The organism is Clostridium intestinale (genome assembly GCF_035905475.1).
Lineage (GTDB): Bacteria > Bacillota > Clostridia > Clostridiales > Clostridiaceae > Clostridium_T > Clostridium_T intestinale.
This window is the reverse complement of sequence record NZ_CP121166.1, coordinates 4536386-4555279: the sequence shown is the minus strand read 5'-3', so window position 1 is coordinate 4555279 and position 18894 is coordinate 4536386. Positions and strand designations below refer to the sequence as shown.

Sequence of the window (18894 nt, the reverse complement as noted above, 5' to 3'; positions counted from 1 at the left end):
TAATACTATATGTTGTAACCATATTAGTTACAACATTGATAAAAAAAATTGAAACCTTATCCTTCAATTTTTTTATTTAACACTCCCACGAGCTCTTCCATATTTACATCTTTAAGAACAGTTTCCATGGCTTCCTGAGCTTTTATTAATATAAGTTCTAGAACTCCTTGAATATTAGCTCCTATTGGACAATTTATATTAGGATTTTCTTGAAATTGAAAAAGTTCTCCTTCCTCAACAACATCAACAGCACGATAAACATCCAGAAGAGTTATATCTTTTAAGTCCTTATTTAGGGTAGCTCCTCCAGTACCTGAAGTAACATTTACTAAACCTGCTTTTTTAAGCATACCTGTAATTCTTCTAATAACTACGGCATTAGTATTAACACTTCCCGCCATCCACTCCGAAGTGCAAAGAGTATTGCTTTGAACAGCTATCAAAGATAATATATGAACAGCTACGGTAAATCTACTACTAATTTTCATTTAAAACACCTCTTGTAACCATTATAGTTACAACCAAACTTTTAGTCAATAGTTTATAGAAAAATATCCATAAGAAATTTTAATCTCCTATGGATATTTACATTTTTTCTAAAACTTAAACTACACCAGATTCTAGTATATAAAACTTCTTATTCTCACAATCAATTTCTGCTAATGCACCATATAGAATTATCATCATTGGGGCTGTATGACCAAAATTCATATTGTACATTATTGGTAGGTCTTTAAGACTTAATTCTTCTCTAATAACTTTACTAATTACATTTTTATACTCTTCATAATACCTGTTGTCATATGGCTTTCCAAAAATTATTCCATTAATTTTTTCTAAAATGCCTTGAGAGCCATAATTTCTAATCCAGTACTCAAAATATTCAGGACTTGGTGTATCTTCTGATGTCTCTAAAAATAATATTGATTCTTTCCACGTATCCTCTTCTGGCCAAAGCTTTGTTCCCTTAAGCATCTCTAAAACTTCAATACAGCCCCCTATTAGAGTTCCTTTTACCTTTCCATCTCCCTGCAGAATCTCTATTCCTTCAAATTCATTAGCTCTTCTACCTATATTCTTATTTTCTTCCTCCCAAGGAAGGTGCTCACTTGTCCATATAGATGCTGAGTGTATTTCTCCTATTTCTTCTCTATTAAACAGAACCTTATCTACCCAGTATCTTGTATAATCAAACATTTCAATATTTTCCGCAAACTCTGATAAAATAGCTGGACCATAAAAACTAGAAATTCCTGCTTTTAAACAAATCATATGTGCAACAGTTGTATCTGAATACCCAATAAACACCTTAGGATTTTCTTTAATAATATCAAAATCTATAAATGGAAGCATTCTAACACTTTCATTCCCACCTATAAATGAAAAAATTCCTTTAATTGATTTATCTTTAAAAGCATTCATAAAATCTTCAGCTCTTTTTTCAGGATGATTATATACATATTCACTTCCCTTAAGAGTATTCTCCATTTCAACTACTTCAATACCAAACTCTTCTTGCAATCTTTTCTTTCCTTGATTATATCTCCATAATATTTCTTTATCTCCAGCTCCACCCCAAGACAAACTTACAGTGGCTATTTTATCTCCTCTTTTAAGCATTTGTGGTTTTATCAAGTTCAGCACAGCCATTCCCCCTACTTTTTGAAACATTATACCATTTATTAAAGCTGAGTCCTATACATTAATTCATTTATAATTATAATTTTAAGAAGGCTACTCAAAAGAGAAATTTTAAAACTATAAGCTTTAGTTCATAAAACAAATTACTTTTCCAAATCTATCACAATATCATCTAATATAATTTCACCTTTTTAGGGTGATTTTCATCTATAACAGAGCTTATCTTAATGAGTTCTCCATCACTGTTAACTTTTGCGGAATGTACATCATTTGTAAAACCTAACCTAGGAGTTATTATTAGCTTAGTTGCATTTGGATTTAGTGCTCCAAAACTTAACGTAGATTCTACCCAATACATTCTATCTTCAATTAGTAAATCTCTTGTAGAAGTATACCTATTTCCCATGTCATCTTTTACTTCTAGTATAGGGTTATCTACCATAATATATTTCTCTCTTAGTTCTTTAGGAATTTCTTGAGTACAATTTACAGAAAAAGATACTGCTGTTTTAGAAATATTATTTATAATTAATTTAGCTCCATCCTTTTCAGTCTCCTTATTTACAATCTGTTTAACATTATCTAACGCTTTTAAGTTAATTTTAAACTTCCAATCTCCATTTATTTGCGTTGAATTAGCTGAGCTCATATCCACTATACTAGTAAAGTTTAATTCAAATCTTAAAGATTCTCTTTCTTCATCTATGCTTATATCTTCTTCACCTACATAGGTATTCTTATCAACTCTTTTTACTATTGAACCTCCCCCTGTGCCCCCGCTATAATCTTTTATAGTAATACGAGGTCCATTCATACTTAAAAATGGATCTTCTCCTAAATCTTTATCACTAACTATTTCATAAGTATAAGTTAATGTTCTTCCATCAAATATTGCTTCTTTTATAGTAATTTTAATTCCATTGCTTTCCTGAGTCATTCCTAGCACATCTGAATATTCCTTATATTTGTCATACGCACCAGTTCTTCCATTATCTATAAATCTAAATATATCTCCAACTATAGGAATTTCAGCTGCGTATGATGGATAGGACATTCCAAAAATTCCTGTACCTCCAATTACTAAACAAACTAAAGCAGCTACTACTATTCTTTTCTTTTTGAATACCTTATTCTTATTTATGGAATTTTTTAAGTATTTTTTTACTCTCATTTTTTCTATATCAGATACTTCCATCAATTCAATCTCATCATCATCTATATCAATATCATTTAATACTTCATAAATATCTTTCATACTATATCACCTCAATATTCAATTTAAGTATTTTCTTACTAAGCTTTTTCTTATTTCTATAAATTCTATTATCTAAAGCAGATCTAGTAATACCAAACTTTTTAGCGATATCATCAGATTTTTCTCCAAGAAAAAACTTCATAACAAAGATGTCTCTGTCCATAGGTTCTAGGGTATTAATTAAGCTAAGGAGCTCATTTTTTTCTTCTATCTTTATAATTTCTTCTTCTACTAATTCATTTGTGCCTATTTCTTTATTTTCTATACTTACATCCAATTTCCTAATTTCTTTTCTATAGTAATCAATCGCTTTAAATTTTGCTATTTTAAATATCCATTTCTTAAATGCAATTTCTTCTCCCATAAACTTATTTGAATTATTCCATACTGAAAGAAAAACATCATTTATGCATTCTTCAATAATTCCATCATTATGAAGCGGTGAGAGTACTTTATGCACTGTGGACTTAACTATTACTAAATACTTATCTACTATAAACTCAAGTGCATCTTCTTTTTTATTTTTTAGTCTATCTATATAATTTTTTTCAGTACACCTCATTAAATCTTCTCCCATTCATTATTTTGTAAAAGCTCTTACACATTATATAACGTTAATAAAAAAATTTTCTCTCACATTTTATTATAACTGGTTTTCTGGTTAACTGGTTATATTCTTAACTGGTTAACTGGTTATGTGGTTTTTAAACATACTATAATCAGAAAAATCTTAAGTTCTCTTAGAACAAGGCTTTGAATCATTATTTTATAAAACATAAAAGAGCTATAATAAATTAAATTCATCATAGCTCCTTTATGTTTTATAAGGAATATACCTTTTTTATAATTACTAAAATATAATATATTACTAAACTCTAACCTTCCTCCATATTAATTTTACAAGTTCAGATATTACAACTACACTAAATGAAGTTGCAAATATCTTTATCCACATCATTATATCAAGAGGAATTGTTCCAAAAAATGCTCCTGCAAACTGTATTATAATTATTTGCAGAACAAAAGTAATGGAAATAACTATCAACATTATCTTATTTTCAAATAAATGTTTAAATATACTTACTGACTGAAGTTCCCTGCAGTTAAAGGCATTAAATAATTGGAACAAAGCAAATAAGGTGAAAAGCACTGTTGTCATCTCTTCTTCTGTTGCTCCAAGAAAGTTAAAGATATACTGACATAGAAATACTATTGAAATATAAACACCAGCAAGCCCTATTCTTGTAAGCATGGACTTAGATACAATATTTTCACTTCTCTTTGTAGGAGGACGACTCATTAAGTCACTATAAATAGGTTCTAGTCCTAAAGTAAGAGCTGGAGGTCCATCCATTATAATATTTATCCATAAAAGCTGAAGAGCTGTAAATGGAGCTTTAAATCCCAAAACTATAGAAGTAAAAACAACAATAACAGAGGCTAAATTTACAGTTAATTGAAATTGAATAAATCTCTTAAAGTTTTCGTAAATACCTCTTCCCCATGCAATAGCTTTAACAATTGTTGAAAAAGAGTCATCAAGAAGAACAATATCACTTGCTTCTTTAGATACCTCTGTACCTGATATACCCATTGCAATTCCTACATCAGCATTTTTAAGTGCTGGGGCATCATTAATACCGTCACCAGTTACAGCAACTACATTTTCTTGAGCCTTAAGTAATTTTACTACACGCATTTTTATAGTAGGTGTACTTCTAGCAATTACACTGATTTTAGGAAGAATTTTTAATAATTCATCATCATTTAAATCTACTATGTCCTTTGACTCAACGGCTATGTGTTCACCGTCTAATATGTTCAGTTCATTTGCAATGGCTTTAGCTGTTACAATATTATCACCTGTTAATATTTTAAGGTCTATCCCAGCAATACGACAATTCTTAACAGCTTCATATACATCTGGACGTAGTGGATCTGATATTGCTACAAATCCATCAAAAACCATATTATTTTCCATTGCATTATGATGATGATCTTCATCATAATTTTGCATTACCTCAAGTTCTTTATGTGCAAAAGCTATTACCCTCATAGCTTTTTCTTGTGCTTTTATAATATATTCATCAATTTCACTTTTTTTATCTTCTGAAATATTACACATAGAAAATACAGATTCTGGACTACCTTTTACATATGAAATAATTTTACCATCAACCTTACTTATAGTTGTCATATGCTTTAATTCAGAAGAAAATGGGAATGCTTGAAGAACATCATGATCTTCTCTTTCATCTTTATATGATTTACCACTTGTTTTACGTACATCTGATTTTTCGTAGAAATTTAACATTGCACATTCAGTAGGATTACCTATAAAAGCACCTTCTTTAGAAATATCCGCTGTTGTATTTAAGCATATATTATGAACCAGCCAACTTGATGATAAATTTGATGGCTTTTCATTCCACTTATCATCATAAAATTCAGATACAGTCATTTTATTTTCAGTTAATGTTCCAGTTTTATCTGAACATATAACGTTAATACAACCAACAGTTTCTGATGCAATCATCTTTTTAACAAGGGCATTTTTGTGAGAAAGCTTAATAATATTTATAGAAAGTGAAACTGCAACAATTGTAGGTAATCCCTCTGGAACAGCTGCTACAATAAGTACAATACTAGTAACAAAGGCTTCTAAAACATCTTCAAAAACTAGTCCACCATTAACTGCAAATGATATAAGTTCAGTTATAAAAACTATACTAGCTGCGATTACCCCAAGAATAGTTATTGTTTTCCCTAGCCTTGCTAATTTCTCTTGTAGAGGTGTTAATGTTCTTTCTGTACTAGTAAGTTCTTTAGCTATTTCTCCAAACTCTGTATTATCACCTACAGAAGTTACTACCATTTTACAATATCCACTTATGATATAGTTTCCTGAATAAAGCATGTTACTTCTTTCAGCTAAAGGTGTTTTTTCATCTATAATAGTTAAATCAGCATTTTTCTTAGCTGGAACACTTTCACCAGTAAGAGCTGATTCATCCACTGATAAATCCACACTTTCTAATAATCTCCCGTCTGCTGGAATCTTATCTCCTGTAGAAAGAAGCAGTATATCACCAGCTACAATTTCTTTTTGTACTACCATAGTAGTATCACCATTACGAAGTACCTTGATTAAAGTGTCTTCACTTATCTTTGAAAGAGCTTCAAAAGCCTTAGCACTTTTCCCCTCCATAACAACAGTAATAATTACCGAAAGAAAAATTGCCGCAAATATTCCTACACACTCTAAAAAGTCTGCTTCCCCACCAGTTGTCGTACGGATAATGTTAACAATAAGTGCTATTACCCCTGCCATAATAAGCATTAAAATCATAGGCTCACTGGCAGCTCCTATTATTCGTTTTACTAAAGACTCGGGCTTTTCTCTAGTCAGAGTATTACTACCATACTTTGATTGATTTAGAGCTACTTGCTCATTAGTCAGGCCTGCCGATGAATCTGCATTAAGCCTACTTAGAAGACTCTTTTTGTCCTCCATAAATTCCTTCATAAATAATTCCTCCTCTTAATAAATATTATTCCCTGAATTCTTAAAGAATAAAAAACTCGTGTATAGCAGATTAAGCTATACACGAGTCAAATAAAAAAAGACCATGTATGGCTAAATAAGCTATACATGAGTCTCGTTTATTAAGACAAGCCAGACTTTTTACAGTCAGTATGTTGACTTGTCACGTAAATTCTTACGCAAACTACTCCCTCACGAGTATTTTTAAATTATTTTCATATTTTACCATGATGGTTTTATTTAGTCAAGTAAGGCTGTAATCCTATTTACTAATATATACATCAAAGTTCTTATACTTATCAAGCATCTTAGGCATTTCTTCTTTTACTGCCATTAGTTTTGGTCCACAGATTTTTCCGAATCCTTGAATTTCTACTGTATGTTCTCTTAATCCATCAAAGGTTCCTCTTGCTCTTCTTTGTTGTTTTTCAGAGAATTCTACATGTACTTTTTCCCCATCTACTGAAAGTCTTCCTTCAATTCCGCAGATTGGACATTCTACTTTTGTTGTTCCGTTCATCATTAAAAGATTTTGATGACAAACAGGACAAGTTCCTTCATTCCCAAACCACTTTATATCTTTATCTTCTTTGAAATAAGCTTCTGATGTTTGTTTTCCCATTTCATGAACATTAGATATAAGAGTTTTATCTAGAACTGGATTACCTGTAGTTCCCATATGATGTGCGTCATAGTTACCAACTGCCTTCATCATTGCTGGAAAACCAAATAAATGCATAGTAGCTGTTCCCATTGACACCCAGTTCTGAGTACTTGTTCCCCCTACCGATATATATGATACAGTACGTCTTTTTAATCTTTCTTGTGGATATGCATCTGCATCTCCTGGAGCTTCTCCACGTCTTCTTTTATCTAATACCCAATTAATTGCTGATACATCATGTCTACATGAAAAACGGTCAACTAAGTTTTTGAATTGACCTACTGGTTGCAATACATAAACTGGTGCTCCAACTATGATGCAGTCTGCTTTTCTAATTTCTTCTTCTACCATCTGCATATCATCTTTCACTATACAGTCATTGTCTCCGCCTCTCTCTAAACTTGTTGAACAAGCTCCACAGCCAGTACAACGATCAATTGTCAAACGGTTTGTATTAATAAATTTTACTTCTGCATCTGGTGCTCCTTCTTTTGCTCCATATAATGCTTCTTTCACAAGTATATCTGTGTTTCCCATCTTTCTTCCAAATGATAATCCTAAAATTTTCATAAATTTATAAACTCCTCTATCTTCTACATTACTTATTTCTATTTATCCACAATTATTTCTTCATGGGCGTAGTTATGCACAACTTGCCCTACTATCTCTGTGGCTTTTAAGCTGCCAGTTTTTGAATATATTATTTCGCTTATTGAATCTACATTTGAAAATACTACTATTAGTGAACTATTTATATTGTTTTCTTTTAAATAATTTAAATCTATTTCTGCAACTTTAGTGCTGGCTTCTATAGTTTGTCCTTCTGATACTAAAATGTTAAATGGTACTCCGTTTAAACTTACAGTATCTATTCCCATATGTAGTATTATTTCATCTCCTTGATCTGAAACTATACATAGGGCATGTTTTGTAGGGAATATACTTTTTACTGTACCTCTAACAGGAGAATATACATCTCTATCTTCAGGCATAACTGCATAACCGTCCCCTAATATTTTTTGTGAAAACATCTCGTCTTCTACATTTTCCATACCTATAAATGTTCCATTAGCTACTGAATATATTAGAGTATCTTTATTTTCTATTACTTTTGGTTCTTCTTTCTTTTTCTTTAAGAAATTAAACATTGTAATCCTCCTAGTTCTCTTCTTTAGCTATATATGCTGCACCTATTACTCCTGCATCATTTCCTAATATAGCTAACTTTATTTTTGTACTTTTTCTTACTTGTGGAAAAGCATGTTTATTAAAATATTTCTCAATCTTTTCAAGCAAAAAGTCTCCTGCTGCTGACACTCCTCCTCCAATAACTATGTCTGTTGGATTTAATATGTTAGCTATATTTGCAGAAGCTAAACCTAAATAATAGGAAACTCTTTCTACAACAACAATTGCAAATTTATCTCCTTGTTTCCCAAAATCAAAAATATCTTTAGCTGTAATTTCAGTTCCTTCATTAATGATAGAATGAAGCTTTGAATCTTCTGCATATACCTTTGATAGATGTTTTGCTAATCTTACTATTCCTGTAGCACTAGCAACAGTTTCTAAACATCCATGATTTCCACAGGTACATTCAAAACCAGTTTCAGGTTCAACTATTATGTGTCCAATTTCTCCAGCTGCGCCTATTGCACCATGAATTAATTTGCCTTCTGCTATGATTCCTCCCCCTACACCAGTTCCAATGGTTATAAAAACAACGTCTGGTCTATCTTCTCCTGCACCTATCCACTTTTCTCCTAGAGCAGCTACATTTGCATCATTATCTATATAAAAAGGTACCTTTAGTTCTTTCTCAAAAGCAGCTTTAATTTCTTGTAGTTCTCCCCAATTTAAATTATAAGCTCCAACTACTGTTCCTTTTTCTCTATCTATAGTTCCTGGAGAACCCATTCCTATTCCTTGAAAATCCTCTATTTTTAAATCCATTGAAGCTAATGTATTTTTAATAGATTCTATAATATCTGGTACTATATATTTACCCTTGTCCTCTATTCTAGTATCTATACTCCACTTATTGATTACTTCTCCGCCTTCTGTTAGTATCCCAAACTTAACACTTGTTCCACCTAAATCAATTCCTAATAAATTTTTACTCATCTTCCCACCTCTAATCAACTAATAGATTAGAAGAGAGCTATTTTAACTAACTCTCTTCTAATAACTTTACTAACTTTTATATATTAAAGTCTTTTACAGAATAAGTTTCATCTCTGTACTCTAAGATAGTTATACTTGAATTAGCAATTTCTCTTTTAACATTTATTGATGGATCTACATAATTAACTACACTTCTTATTACATTTCCATGAGTGACTACTAATATATTTTTTTCTTCATCCTTTTCTTCTACATCTGATGTTATTAACTTTAATCCAGATAATATCCTGTTCCAAAACTCATCATAACTTTCAGTATCTTCTGTAGGATCAACCTTTTTCATCTCATCAGCTATTTCTTTTAAACTTAGTTTCTTGAATATATCTTCTTGAGGAATACCTAGGTTGTCCGCCATTTGTTTATAAACTTCTAACCCATTGTTCCCTTCAAAACTCCCAAAAAAGGTTTCTCTTAATTCTCTTATAGATTTAATTTCTACATCTTCTTTTTGTTTGTTATGATCTAATATTATTTGTGCTGTTTTTATGGTTCTTCCTAAATCACTTGAGTATACTCCGGCAAATTTTATATCTTCTAATCTTTTGCCTGTTAGAATTGCAACTTCTTCTCCACTAGGAGTTAAAGGTGCATCAGCCCAGCCCTGCATCTTTTTATATTTATTTAAATAGGTTTCTCCATGTCTAATGAAATATAACTTCACTCCTAATTTTCACCCTTTCAGAATTCTACACTAATCCTAGTATTTTCTTCTCCATATTTAAATGACGTTTAACTTGTTCTACAGCATCATAAGGTCCTTCTTGCTCATATTCAGATACGATGTATCCATTGAAATCCGATTCTTTTATGATTGATAGTAACTCTTCATATGGTATACTTGCTTCTACTAAGTCTTCACCTACATAGTGGAATTTTCCATGCATTTCAAAGCAGTAAGGAATTATCTTCTTAAGCCCTTCATAATCTGGACTGTTAGAGAATTGAACAAATCCATACATTCCATTAAAAGCAGCCATAGTTGGTCCATTTGCTCCTGCTTTTTGAAGCTTTTCTGCTGCTTCTCTCATTGGAACACCTTGAAGTCTTAAATCTCTACTCATTTCTAAAAGTTCTAATGGTGCCCCTTGAGCCAAAGCTCTTTCCCAATGAGGTTTGTTAGGTTTTGTTGCAAAACATCCAAAGTCAGGTATAAATCCTATATGTTTTGAACCGCTCTTTTCAAATACTTCTAAGTACTCTTGCATTATTGGACTGCTTGGAATCTCAGGATTGTGTATTTCTATACCAACCTTAACATCATACTCTTCAGCATATGGTGCAAGTCTTCTCATTGCATTTGGAGACATTAAGAACTGCTCTCTCATAACTTTACATCCAAGTTTGTTTGCAGTCTTTAAGTCATTTATAGCTCTAGATAGCATCTCATCTTCAGTAAGATTTCTATCTGCTCTCATTCCTCTATCCATATTAGCTCCATAACAAATAGCTTCAATGTCATAATGAGAATTCATGGCTTTTATTTCTCCTAAGAACTTATCACTTACATATGGATACGATCTAACCATTTGGCTTCCTACTATTTCATAGCCTTCTGCTCCAAGTTCCTTAGCAGTTCTTATACAGTCTTCTAATGTAAATATTCCTTTGCAATAATTATCTGTAAAACTAAAAAGTGTTACTCCTAATTTAATGTTACTCATGTATCTCACTCCTATCCTTCAATTGATAATACCTTTTTACCACAGCCATCTATTGGCATGTATAAATGGTCATTATCTGCACTTGGTAGCGGCATATAAGGTGAACGGAACATTAATGTTACATCAATTTCATGTTCTCCTACTTCTAGTCCACCTAGTTTTCTTACCTTTATTTTTGCTGGTTCTAATACATCCCAGAACTCGTCATATGCGTATTGTAGTTGATTTACCGCAAACTCTTTATCATTTATGCAAAATACTACATCAGGTTCATCTACTTTTACTCCATCCACTGCAACCTCAAACTTATCTATTACAGAAAGGAAATGTCCTCTATAATAGCTAAGACGAATATCAAATTCAAATCCATTTTTCTTTCCGTTAATGTAAGTGTTTTTTAAACTGTTATCACATACTACATCAACGAAGTTTATTCTTAATGCAAATCCCATTAAACTTTCCTCCTATTTCTCAAATACTACTTCTTTACCTGTTGCTGCTGCTTTATATATAGAGTCTAATATCTTTGTAACAACAAATGCTTCTTCTGGTTTTACTAATGGTTCTGTATCATTTATTATTGCATCTATCCATTGAGCTGCTTCTAATGCTTCTGGTGCATTTGAAGAACCTTCAAAAAATGCTATATTTCCAGATGCAGAGTTTTTCTCTTCTGTTAACATTCCATTATGTGCTTTGTTGTAGATTAATTCATTTACTTTATAGCTCATTCCAGCATTGATTTGAGCACCTGCTTTTGTTCCACAAAGAGTTGTAGCTGCTTCTTTTGACTCAAGTACATTTAATGCCCATGATGATTCTAAGAATATAGTTGCTCCATTTTTCATTTTGATGTAACCAAATGCTGAATCTTCAACTTCATAAGTTTCTGGGTCCCATGGTCCAAACATATTTCCTTCAACTGCTTCTGGAAGATTTCCAAGCTTGTTAAATACAGAACCAGTTACTGATACAGGCTCATAATTATTCATCATCCATAAAGTAATGTCTAGTGCGTGAGTTCCGATATCTATTAATGGTCCTCCACCCTGTTGAGATTTATCTGGGAAAACACCCCAAGTTGGTACTGCTCTTCTTCTTAAAGCATGCGCTTTTGCAAAGTATATATCTCCTAATTCTTCATTGGCACAAGATTTTTGTAAAGATTGTACTTCTTGTCTAAATCTATTTTGATATCCTACAGTGAATTTCTTTCCTGATTTCTTCCAAGCTTCCATCATCTTTTCAGCTGCTTCTGTAGTGTGAGCCATTGGTTTTTCACATAGTACATGTTTTCCAGCTTCGAATGCTGCAACGGCTATTGGACTATGAGCTACGTTTGGTGTACATATATGAACCACATCTATAGTTTCATCTTTTAATAATTCATTGTAATCTTCATATACTTTAGCTCCTTCAACACCATATTTTTCAGCTGCTTCTTTAGCTCTGTCTACAACAACATCACAAAATGCTACCATTTCTGATTTATCTTTTTGTAAGCTTAATGCTGGAAAATGTTTATTATTAGCTATTCCTCCGCAACCTATAATACCAATTCTTACTTTTTTCATATCTCTTACCTCTTTCTTTTTATTCTTCTATTCTTCTATTTTTACATTGTCATCTGGATTATAGTCTTTAACTAAATGACTCTTATGAGACGTCCTTCGGAGTCTCTACAGATCAGCAGTGTACAAAATTTCTTAAATACTTAACGCTTAATTTTATTGCTTTTTTAGCATCTTCATAAGACTTTTCAAAAGCTTTATCCTCTACTTCGATACAAGTGTATCCTGTATATCCTATATCAGTTAGTGCTGACACATATTTTCCCCAGTTAACATCTCCTAAACCTGGTAACTTTGGAGACATATATTGTAGAGGGGTAGCCATTATTCCTACATCATCCAACTTGTCTTTATATACCTTTATGTCTTTATAATGTACGTGGAATATCTTATCCTTAAATTCATATAAAGGCTTGATATAATCAATTTGTTGCCATATAAAGTGTGATGGATCATAGTTAATTCCTAGGTTTGGACTATCTAATAAACTAAATACTTTTCTCCAGTTTGCTGGTGAAGTCATAAGATTTTGTCCACCTGGCCATTCATCATTTGTAAATAACATTGGACAATTTTCAATTCCTATTTTTACATTGAATTTCTCAGCATGTTTGATTATAGGAGTCCATACTTCCTTAACTGTTTCTAGATTTTCTTCTACTGTTTTGGTCGGAACTCTTCCTATAAATGTAGTTACCATGTTGATTCCTAACTTTGATGATGCTTCTATAAGTTTAAGTAAATGATTTATATATACTTGTCTTTTTTCTAAGTCCTCATCTAAAGTATTAGGATAATAAGCTAATGAGGATATCTCAACATTTCTTAACTTTGTATATTCTTTTATATAGTTAACTTTTTCATCATTAAGTTCCTCTACGTCTATATGACACACTCCTGAATATCTACGTTCAGCTTTTCCTTTTGGCCAGCAAGCTAGCTCTACACATTCCATATCATTTTCAGCTACAAAATCAATAACTTCTTCAAATGTGCTTTTATCTAAAATAGCACTTACTACTCCTAGTTTCATATTTACTCCCATCCTTTCTCTTATTATTTATTACTCATTAAACTCAACTGTCTTATTAGTTTCACTAGATAAGAAAGCTGCTTCCATAACAGATAACACTCTTCTTACTTCTGGAATTTTTATCTTAAGTTCTTCTTTATCATTTAAGACTTCCACAAAGTTTTTATAAAAATCTGTCCACTCAGTTTTTACTTCTGGTAATGGTTCTGAGTATAATGCTCCAGCTGGTTGTGGTGCGAACTGCCTAGTTGGCCCTGCAACAGTTTCTGCAATTTGTGCTGGAAGCTTGTCTAGAAGTTCACTTGTTCTCCATATCTCTCCGTCACAAGCAAAAGAGTTTATTTTCAAGGTTCCTCTATTTCCTGCTACTAACCATCTTGGTTGATAATTTAAGACATAAGTTCCTAACTCTAAATGAACTGTAATATTGTTATCAAACTTCATTATTATTTTGAAATAATCATCAACCTCATCATTTATAATGCTCTTTATATCTGCAAAAACGCTTAGTATTTTGGCACCTTTCATCATAAATAAAGTTTGATCTATTAAGTGTACACCCCAGTCATACATCATTCCGCCACCATACTTTTTATATAAATGCCATTCATGAATTCTTCCGTTAGCAGTATGAAGTTTTGACTCTATGGTAAAAATTTGTCCTATTAAATTTTCCTCATATACCTTCTTTACTATTTGAAAATCTCTATCCCAACGTCTATTTTGGTGAACTGTAAAGATAACATTATTATCTTCAGCTGCCTTTGTCATTTCATCTAATTCTTTTGTATCCAAGGCTGCTGGCTTTTCGTCAATTATGTGTTTTCCTGCCTTTGCTGCTCTTATTGCCATTTCTTTATGTAGATGATTTGGTACAGTTAAAAGAACAGTATTTACATCTTTATCATTTAAGACATCTTCTACATCAGAGTATACCTTCAGTCCTCTTTCTTTAGCTTCTTGTATACGCTCTTTCTTTATATCACATACACAAACTATCTCAACGTTTTCAACTCTAGTGGCATTTTCAGAATGCCATTTTCCCATGCCTCCAAATCCAATTATCCCTAACTTAAGTTTCATAGTTATCCTCCTGTTTTCAAAGCGTTTCTATATTTAAATGATACCAAATCCGTAATTTTTCAAATACTTCATTAATTCAAAAATCTCAATGCTTTTTTGCAAATCAAAAAAATAAAAAAGAGTGATGTCAAAAATCATCCGATTATTTTTGACATCACTCTTTTTATACTATTCTATCTTTTTATTGAACTTAATTAAACAAATCTCATGAGCTTCAAGCTCACTATCTAGATGTAAGCACTGCTCACTTACTTTAACTTTCTTTATTGTAAGCCTTGGAATACAAATCTGTTTTAAATGATTAATGTATTCATTATTTAAATCATCAAGATAATCTAAATTCGCCCATTCATCTAAAACGCTTCCGTTGTTTTTATTTACTGAATATATTTTAATTTCATATTCTCCATTTGGAACATCATTTAATAGTATATTAAGTTTTCTTGAGTTCTCATTTTCAAATATAAATTTATGGTCATTAATCAACACTTCATCTTCTTCTTTAAGATAATACATGTAATTAAAGTGTTTGTAGTTATGACAAATCAAAGTATAGTTGTCCTCATCTCCAACCGTTAATATATGATTTTCACCTTTACTTACTAAATACTCTTCAAGTTCATTCATAAAGTAAAATGCATATAAGGAAGGTTTAAGTATCCCATTTTTAGCTACTAATCCAACTCCCCCATTTAATATACTTTTAGAGTCAAAATACTCCCCAAACACATCCGAACCTACCCAATAACTCATCATATCTACATCTTCCAAGGTATCAATCAAATTTTTAACAACATATGCACCTTTATAGCAGCTGTCATTTGTGCTATTTCTATTAGATATGGTGTTGTTCCACTCAGTTATGTATATAGGCCTTTCAAAATCCTCTATCTTACTCCTTATATTTCTAATTTTATTTGCTACAAAACTAGGATCTTTTGCTCTTCTTGAATTCATTTCTCCTTCTTTTTCCCCTTGAACATATGGGTATATCATTAATGATATAAAATCAAACTCAATCCCTTTTTCTTTAATTTTCTTTAACTCCATAGAGAGCTTTTCAACATCATATAATTTAAATCCAGCTCCACCTAAGCATATTCTTTCTGAATACTTCTTTATTATCCTGTAGGTTTCTTTATAAAAATCGCAGTAGTTTATATTCATATCACTATTTGAAATATCATCTTTTCCAAACTCAAATTTCCACTGTTCAACTCTTTTTAATCCATAACGATTAATTATATTGGCCATAAATCTTTTAATAAGTTTTGCCCACTGAGTTATACCATCAATTTTCTGTGAACTTTTATTGTATACTACAGCCTTACTTGGACTTCTATGAATTCTTCTATCCTTAAAGGAAAGCTCTATAAATGGATTTAGTTGATTTTCAACTAAAAAATCCAATACAGAATATATTTTATCAAAGTTTAAATTGTCTGTTTGACTTATATCTATATACATTTCCTCGGAAAATATATTCCAAAATCTCACATACTTAATATTAAGCTTATTTTTTAATAAAATAATGTGTGCCTGCATGTTGGAGTTTAATAAATCTCCCGCGCTCCCCATATTGATAACTTCATTCCAAGTTTTATTATATGCATTTTTCATGTTAACGCTTTCTATTATATTTATGTTATTTCCTTCGCTCTTTTCATCTACTGAGATCATTGAGGTTGCGGAATATTCCTTTAGCTTTTCGTATATACTTTCTTTTATGTAGCTAGTCTCATTTACTACTTCTTGATTCTTTACTATTCCGTTTTCTTTTCTATATTCAGATGGAGTACTATTAAAAGCTTTTTTAAAAACCTTATTAAAAGAATTTGTACTCGGAAATCCTGTTTCTAGTGCTATATGAGTAATTGAAGAATTAGAGCTAGTAAGCTTCTCCACAGCCTTATCAAGCCTAAACTTAGTTAAATAATCAAGAAAATTATTTCCTATATTCTTTTTAAAGAATCTTGAGAAATAAGATGGAGACATAAATAGTTCGTTTGCTACTTCTGATAAAGTAATATCATTATAATAATACCTATTTATATAATCCAAAATATTCTCTATTCTTTCATCATACTCATCGTTAATATTAGAAGTGTTATTTTTAGATACTATATAATTACTAACAAGCTCATTTAAGAGCTGGTAGGCTAAGCTATACTGATTAAAGCTTTTTCTTTTATCCATAACTACAATTAGATTAACAAACTCTTTTATAATAGATCTTATCTTATCATGATTATTATCTAAATCTTTAATCGAATTACAATCAAACTCTACATTTCTTTTTCTAATAATGCTCTTTAAAAGCTGAGTAGATATATGCAGCTCACATATTAAGTTCTTTTCAGTTTTAGAATTATAGCTATGTGAATCATTAGAATTAAATATTACAAAATTGTCCTTAGTTAAAGTACTACTTTTGTCATTTATACTAAACTCAATTTCCCCCTCTAAAACATAAATAAACTCAACCGCAGCATGATTATGCTTTTCCATACTTTTATTAATAAATATATTAAACATAATTTCTGAATTAAAATCATTAAATACTCTATTCATAATTCCCCCACTTACACAATTCATCCTGATGTAATAGTTGAAAACCTTTAAGCTAATTCTAACATAATCTATATCAATGTAGAAGAAAAAAGGTGTTAACAAAATAATCTAATAGATTACTTTGCCACACCTAATTTAACTTATCTTAATTATAATTTAAAGTTCTTATCATTTTCCTCTGTCCAACCAAATTTATATGTTAGACCTACTGCCAACACTAAAGTTATAGCTGATCCTAATAAAACTCCATAGAATCCCCTATCTATACCTGAGTTAGGATTAATTAATGCTGGTATTCCTAGGACTCCTGTTGCCAATGTATATAGTTTTCCACCTAATAATGAAGATACAATAGCACCTATAACCGCACTTATACTACCAATTAGGAATGGTTTTTTGGCTGGTACATTTAACCCAAATAGCGCTGGTTCTGTTATTCCAAAGAATCCAGATACTGTAGCTCCTGATGCTACTGATTTTACATTTTTATTTTTTGATTTTAATGCAATACCTAAAGCAGCACCTGTTTGTCCCATGCAAGCAACAAAGAAAGTTATTGCTCCAAAGTAGCTATATCCAAAAGTTGAAAAGTCTGAAGTAAATATAGGAATAAATGCTTTACTAATTCCAAAGAATACAAGAAGCTGCCATACTCCACCTACAATTGCACCTGTTATAGTAGGTGTAAAATTATATAGAGTTTGAACTGATAGTGTAACTATTGCCATAGCCTTAGTAAGAACTGGTCCTACAACTAATAAAGTTAAAGGAGCAACTATAAGTAATGTAATCATAGGAACAAAAATCATTTTTAATATATCTGGAATTACTTTTCTTAATTTCTTTTCTACTACAGATGCTAACCAAGATGCAACTATAATAGGGAATACTGTTTTTGAATAATTCATAAATAATAGCGGTATCCCTACAAAATTCATGCTATTTCCACTAGTAACTTGAGCCATTACCTCTGGATACATCATAGTTCCTGCAATAATCATTGAGATATATGTCTTTCCACCAAAATGATTTGCTGCTGTATATGCTAGGAAAAATGGTAAGAAGTAGAATATACTTTCTGCAATTGCATACAGCACTATATATGTTCCACTATCTTTAGTAAGTACATTTAAGAATGTTAATAATGATATTATTCCTTGTAAAGTACCACATGCTGCAAGCGCACCGATTATTGGGATGAAAATAGCTGAAGCTATTTCCGAAATTTTATCAATTAAATTAAGTTTCTTTTTACTTGGTACATTGTCTAGTTTCTCATCAACTGATCCTGATGACTTATCACCTAATATACTTTTTGCTTCAGCATAATATTCTGAAACTTCATTTCCAATTACAACCTGTAATTCTCCCCCTCTATCAATTAAGCCCATAACAGATTGTACCTTTTTTAAATTCTCATCATCTACAATGTTACGATCTATTAGCTTAAATCTAAGTCTGGTAAAGCAATGACTAACTTCAGCGATGTTCTTATCATCACCTACTAATTTTATTATTTCTTTAACGGCTACTTTTTTATCCATAACATTTTTCTCCTTAAAATATATTTAATAAATATATCCCTTACTGCAGTAGAGATTACTATTAATGCCTTACATTAATCGTTTTCTTCTTTAACACTATAATACCAAAGCTATTAATGTAATCATTCTCATTTTTCACAATA

General features: G+C 31.2%; 16 protein-coding genes. All 16 read right to left on the bottom strand.

Annotated elements, in window-relative coordinates; all coding sequences use genetic code 11:
- Positions 1–56 precede the first annotated feature (56 nt).
- A complete protein-coding gene (locus P8F83_RS22920; RefSeq protein ID WP_073022332.1) occupies positions 57–488 on the bottom strand; it encodes an Rrf2 family transcriptional regulator in 432 nt (143 codons plus the stop codon).
- A 115-nt stretch (positions 489–603) separates the two neighbouring features.
- Positions 604–1644 carry a S66 family peptidase gene (locus P8F83_RS22915; protein ID WP_326512837.1) on the bottom strand — a complete coding sequence of 347 codons (1041 nt, stop codon included), beginning with the start codon at positions 1642–1644 and terminating at the stop codon, positions 604–606.
- A gap of 169 nt (positions 1645–1813) precedes the next feature.
- The gene (locus P8F83_RS22910; protein WP_326512836.1) at positions 1814–2896 is read right to left on the bottom strand and encodes a DUF4179 domain-containing protein; all 1083 of its coding nucleotides are present in this window, start codon (positions 2894–2896) and stop codon (positions 1814–1816) included.
- A gap of 1 nt (position 2897) precedes the next feature.
- Positions 2898–3458 carry a sigma-70 family RNA polymerase sigma factor gene (locus P8F83_RS22905; protein ID WP_326512835.1) on the bottom strand — a complete coding sequence of 187 codons (561 nt, stop codon included), beginning with the start codon at positions 3456–3458 and terminating at the stop codon, positions 2898–2900.
- 306 nt (positions 3459–3764) lie between these two features.
- Positions 3765–6422, bottom strand: a complete 2658-nt coding sequence (locus tag P8F83_RS22900; protein ID WP_326512834.1) for a calcium-translocating P-type ATPase, PMCA-type — start codon at positions 6420–6422, stop codon at positions 3765–3767.
- Between the two features lie 280 nt (positions 6423–6702).
- Positions 6703–7674 (bottom strand): flavodoxin family protein, encoded by a 972-nt coding sequence (locus tag P8F83_RS22895; RefSeq protein ID WP_326512833.1) that lies wholly within the window; start codon positions 7672–7674, stop codon positions 6703–6705.
- Between the two features lie 38 nt (positions 7675–7712).
- Positions 7713–8252: a PTS sugar transporter subunit IIA gene (locus P8F83_RS22890; protein WP_326512832.1), complete on the bottom strand. Its 540-nt coding sequence runs from the start codon at positions 8250–8252 to the stop codon at positions 7713–7715.
- Between the two features lie 10 nt (positions 8253–8262).
- Positions 8263–9228 carry an ROK family glucokinase gene (locus tag P8F83_RS22885; RefSeq protein WP_326512831.1) on the bottom strand — a complete coding sequence of 322 codons (966 nt, stop codon included), beginning with the start codon at positions 9226–9228 and terminating at the stop codon, positions 8263–8265.
- A 76-nt stretch (positions 9229–9304) separates the two neighbouring features.
- Entirely contained in the window at positions 9305–9949 is a 645-nt protein-coding gene (locus tag P8F83_RS22880; protein ID WP_326512830.1) for a histidine phosphatase family protein, read from the bottom strand.
- 25 nt (positions 9950–9974) lie between these two features.
- Positions 9975–10949, bottom strand: coding sequence for a sugar phosphate isomerase/epimerase family protein (locus tag P8F83_RS22875; RefSeq protein ID WP_326512829.1), 975 nt, complete (start codon positions 10947–10949; stop codon positions 9975–9977).
- Between the two features lie 11 nt (positions 10950–10960).
- On the bottom strand, positions 10961–11401 hold the full coding sequence (locus tag P8F83_RS22870; protein WP_238902863.1) for a C-glycoside deglycosidase beta subunit domain-containing protein: 441 nt from the start codon (positions 11399–11401) through the stop codon (positions 10961–10963).
- Positions 11402–11413: 12 nt separating this feature from the next.
- Positions 11414–12523 (bottom strand): Gfo/Idh/MocA family protein, encoded by a 1110-nt coding sequence (locus P8F83_RS22865; protein ID WP_326512828.1) that lies wholly within the window; start codon positions 12521–12523, stop codon positions 11414–11416.
- Positions 12524–12635: 112 nt separating this feature from the next.
- Entirely contained in the window at positions 12636–13553 is a 918-nt protein-coding gene (locus tag P8F83_RS22860; RefSeq protein WP_326512827.1) for a sugar phosphate isomerase/epimerase family protein, read from the bottom strand.
- A gap of 30 nt (positions 13554–13583) precedes the next feature.
- The gene (locus tag P8F83_RS22855; RefSeq protein ID WP_326512826.1) at positions 13584–14636 is read right to left on the bottom strand and encodes a Gfo/Idh/MocA family protein; all 1053 of its coding nucleotides are present in this window, start codon (positions 14634–14636) and stop codon (positions 13584–13586) included.
- Positions 14637–14804: 168 nt separating this feature from the next.
- Positions 14805–17207 carry a GH39 family glycosyl hydrolase gene (locus tag P8F83_RS22850; protein ID WP_326512825.1) on the bottom strand — a complete coding sequence of 801 codons (2403 nt, stop codon included), beginning with the start codon at positions 17205–17207 and terminating at the stop codon, positions 14805–14807.
- A 149-nt stretch (positions 17208–17356) separates the two neighbouring features.
- On the bottom strand, positions 17357–18751 hold the full coding sequence (locus tag P8F83_RS22845; protein WP_326512824.1) for a PTS transporter subunit EIIC: 1395 nt from the start codon (positions 18749–18751) through the stop codon (positions 17357–17359).
- Positions 18752–18894 lie beyond the last annotated feature (143 nt).

Bases quoted from the DNA above. Each gene is read 5' to 3' on its own strand.
- P8F83_RS22860 (WP_326512827.1), bottom strand. From the start codon at position 13,553: ATGAAACTAGGAGTAGTAAGTGCTATTTTAGATAAAAGCACATTTGAA.
- P8F83_RS22900 (WP_326512834.1), bottom strand. From the start codon at position 6,422: ATGAAGGAATTTATGGAGGACAAAAAGAGTCTTCTAAGTAGGCTTAAT.
- P8F83_RS22875 (WP_326512829.1), bottom strand. From the start codon at position 10,949: ATGAGTAACATTAAATTAGGAGTAACACTTTTTAGTTTTACAGATAAT.
- P8F83_RS22890 (WP_326512832.1), bottom strand. From the start codon at position 8,252: ATGTTTAATTTCTTAAAGAAAAAGAAAGAAGAACCAAAAGTAATAGAA.
- P8F83_RS22870 (WP_238902863.1), bottom strand. From the start codon at position 11,401: ATGGGATTTGCATTAAGAATAAACTTCGTTGATGTAGTATGTGATAAC.
- P8F83_RS22845 (WP_326512824.1), bottom strand. From the start codon at position 18,751: ATGGATAAAAAAGTAGCCGTTAAAGAAATAATAAAATTAGTAGGTGAT.
- P8F83_RS22895 (WP_326512833.1), bottom strand. From the start codon at position 7,674: ATGAAAATTTTAGGATTATCATTTGGAAGAAAGATGGGAAACACAGAT.
- P8F83_RS22885 (WP_326512831.1), bottom strand. From the start codon at position 9,228: ATGAGTAAAAATTTATTAGGAATTGATTTAGGTGGAACAAGTGTTAAG.
- P8F83_RS22855 (WP_326512826.1), bottom strand. From the start codon at position 14,636: ATGAAACTTAAGTTAGGGATAATTGGATTTGGAGGCATGGGAAAATGG.
- P8F83_RS22850 (WP_326512825.1), bottom strand. From the start codon at position 17,207: ATGAATAGAGTATTTAATGATTTTAATTCAGAAATTATGTTTAATATA.
- P8F83_RS22905 (WP_326512835.1), bottom strand. From the start codon at position 3,458: ATGAGGTGTACTGAAAAAAATTATATAGATAGACTAAAAAATAAAAAA.
- P8F83_RS22865 (WP_326512828.1), bottom strand. From the start codon at position 12,523: ATGAAAAAAGTAAGAATTGGTATTATAGGTTGCGGAGGAATAGCTAAT.
- P8F83_RS22910 (WP_326512836.1), bottom strand. From the start codon at position 2,896: ATGAAAGATATTTATGAAGTATTAAATGATATTGATATAGATGATGAT.
- P8F83_RS22920 (WP_073022332.1), bottom strand. From the start codon at position 488: ATGAAAATTAGTAGTAGATTTACCGTAGCTGTTCATATATTATCTTTG.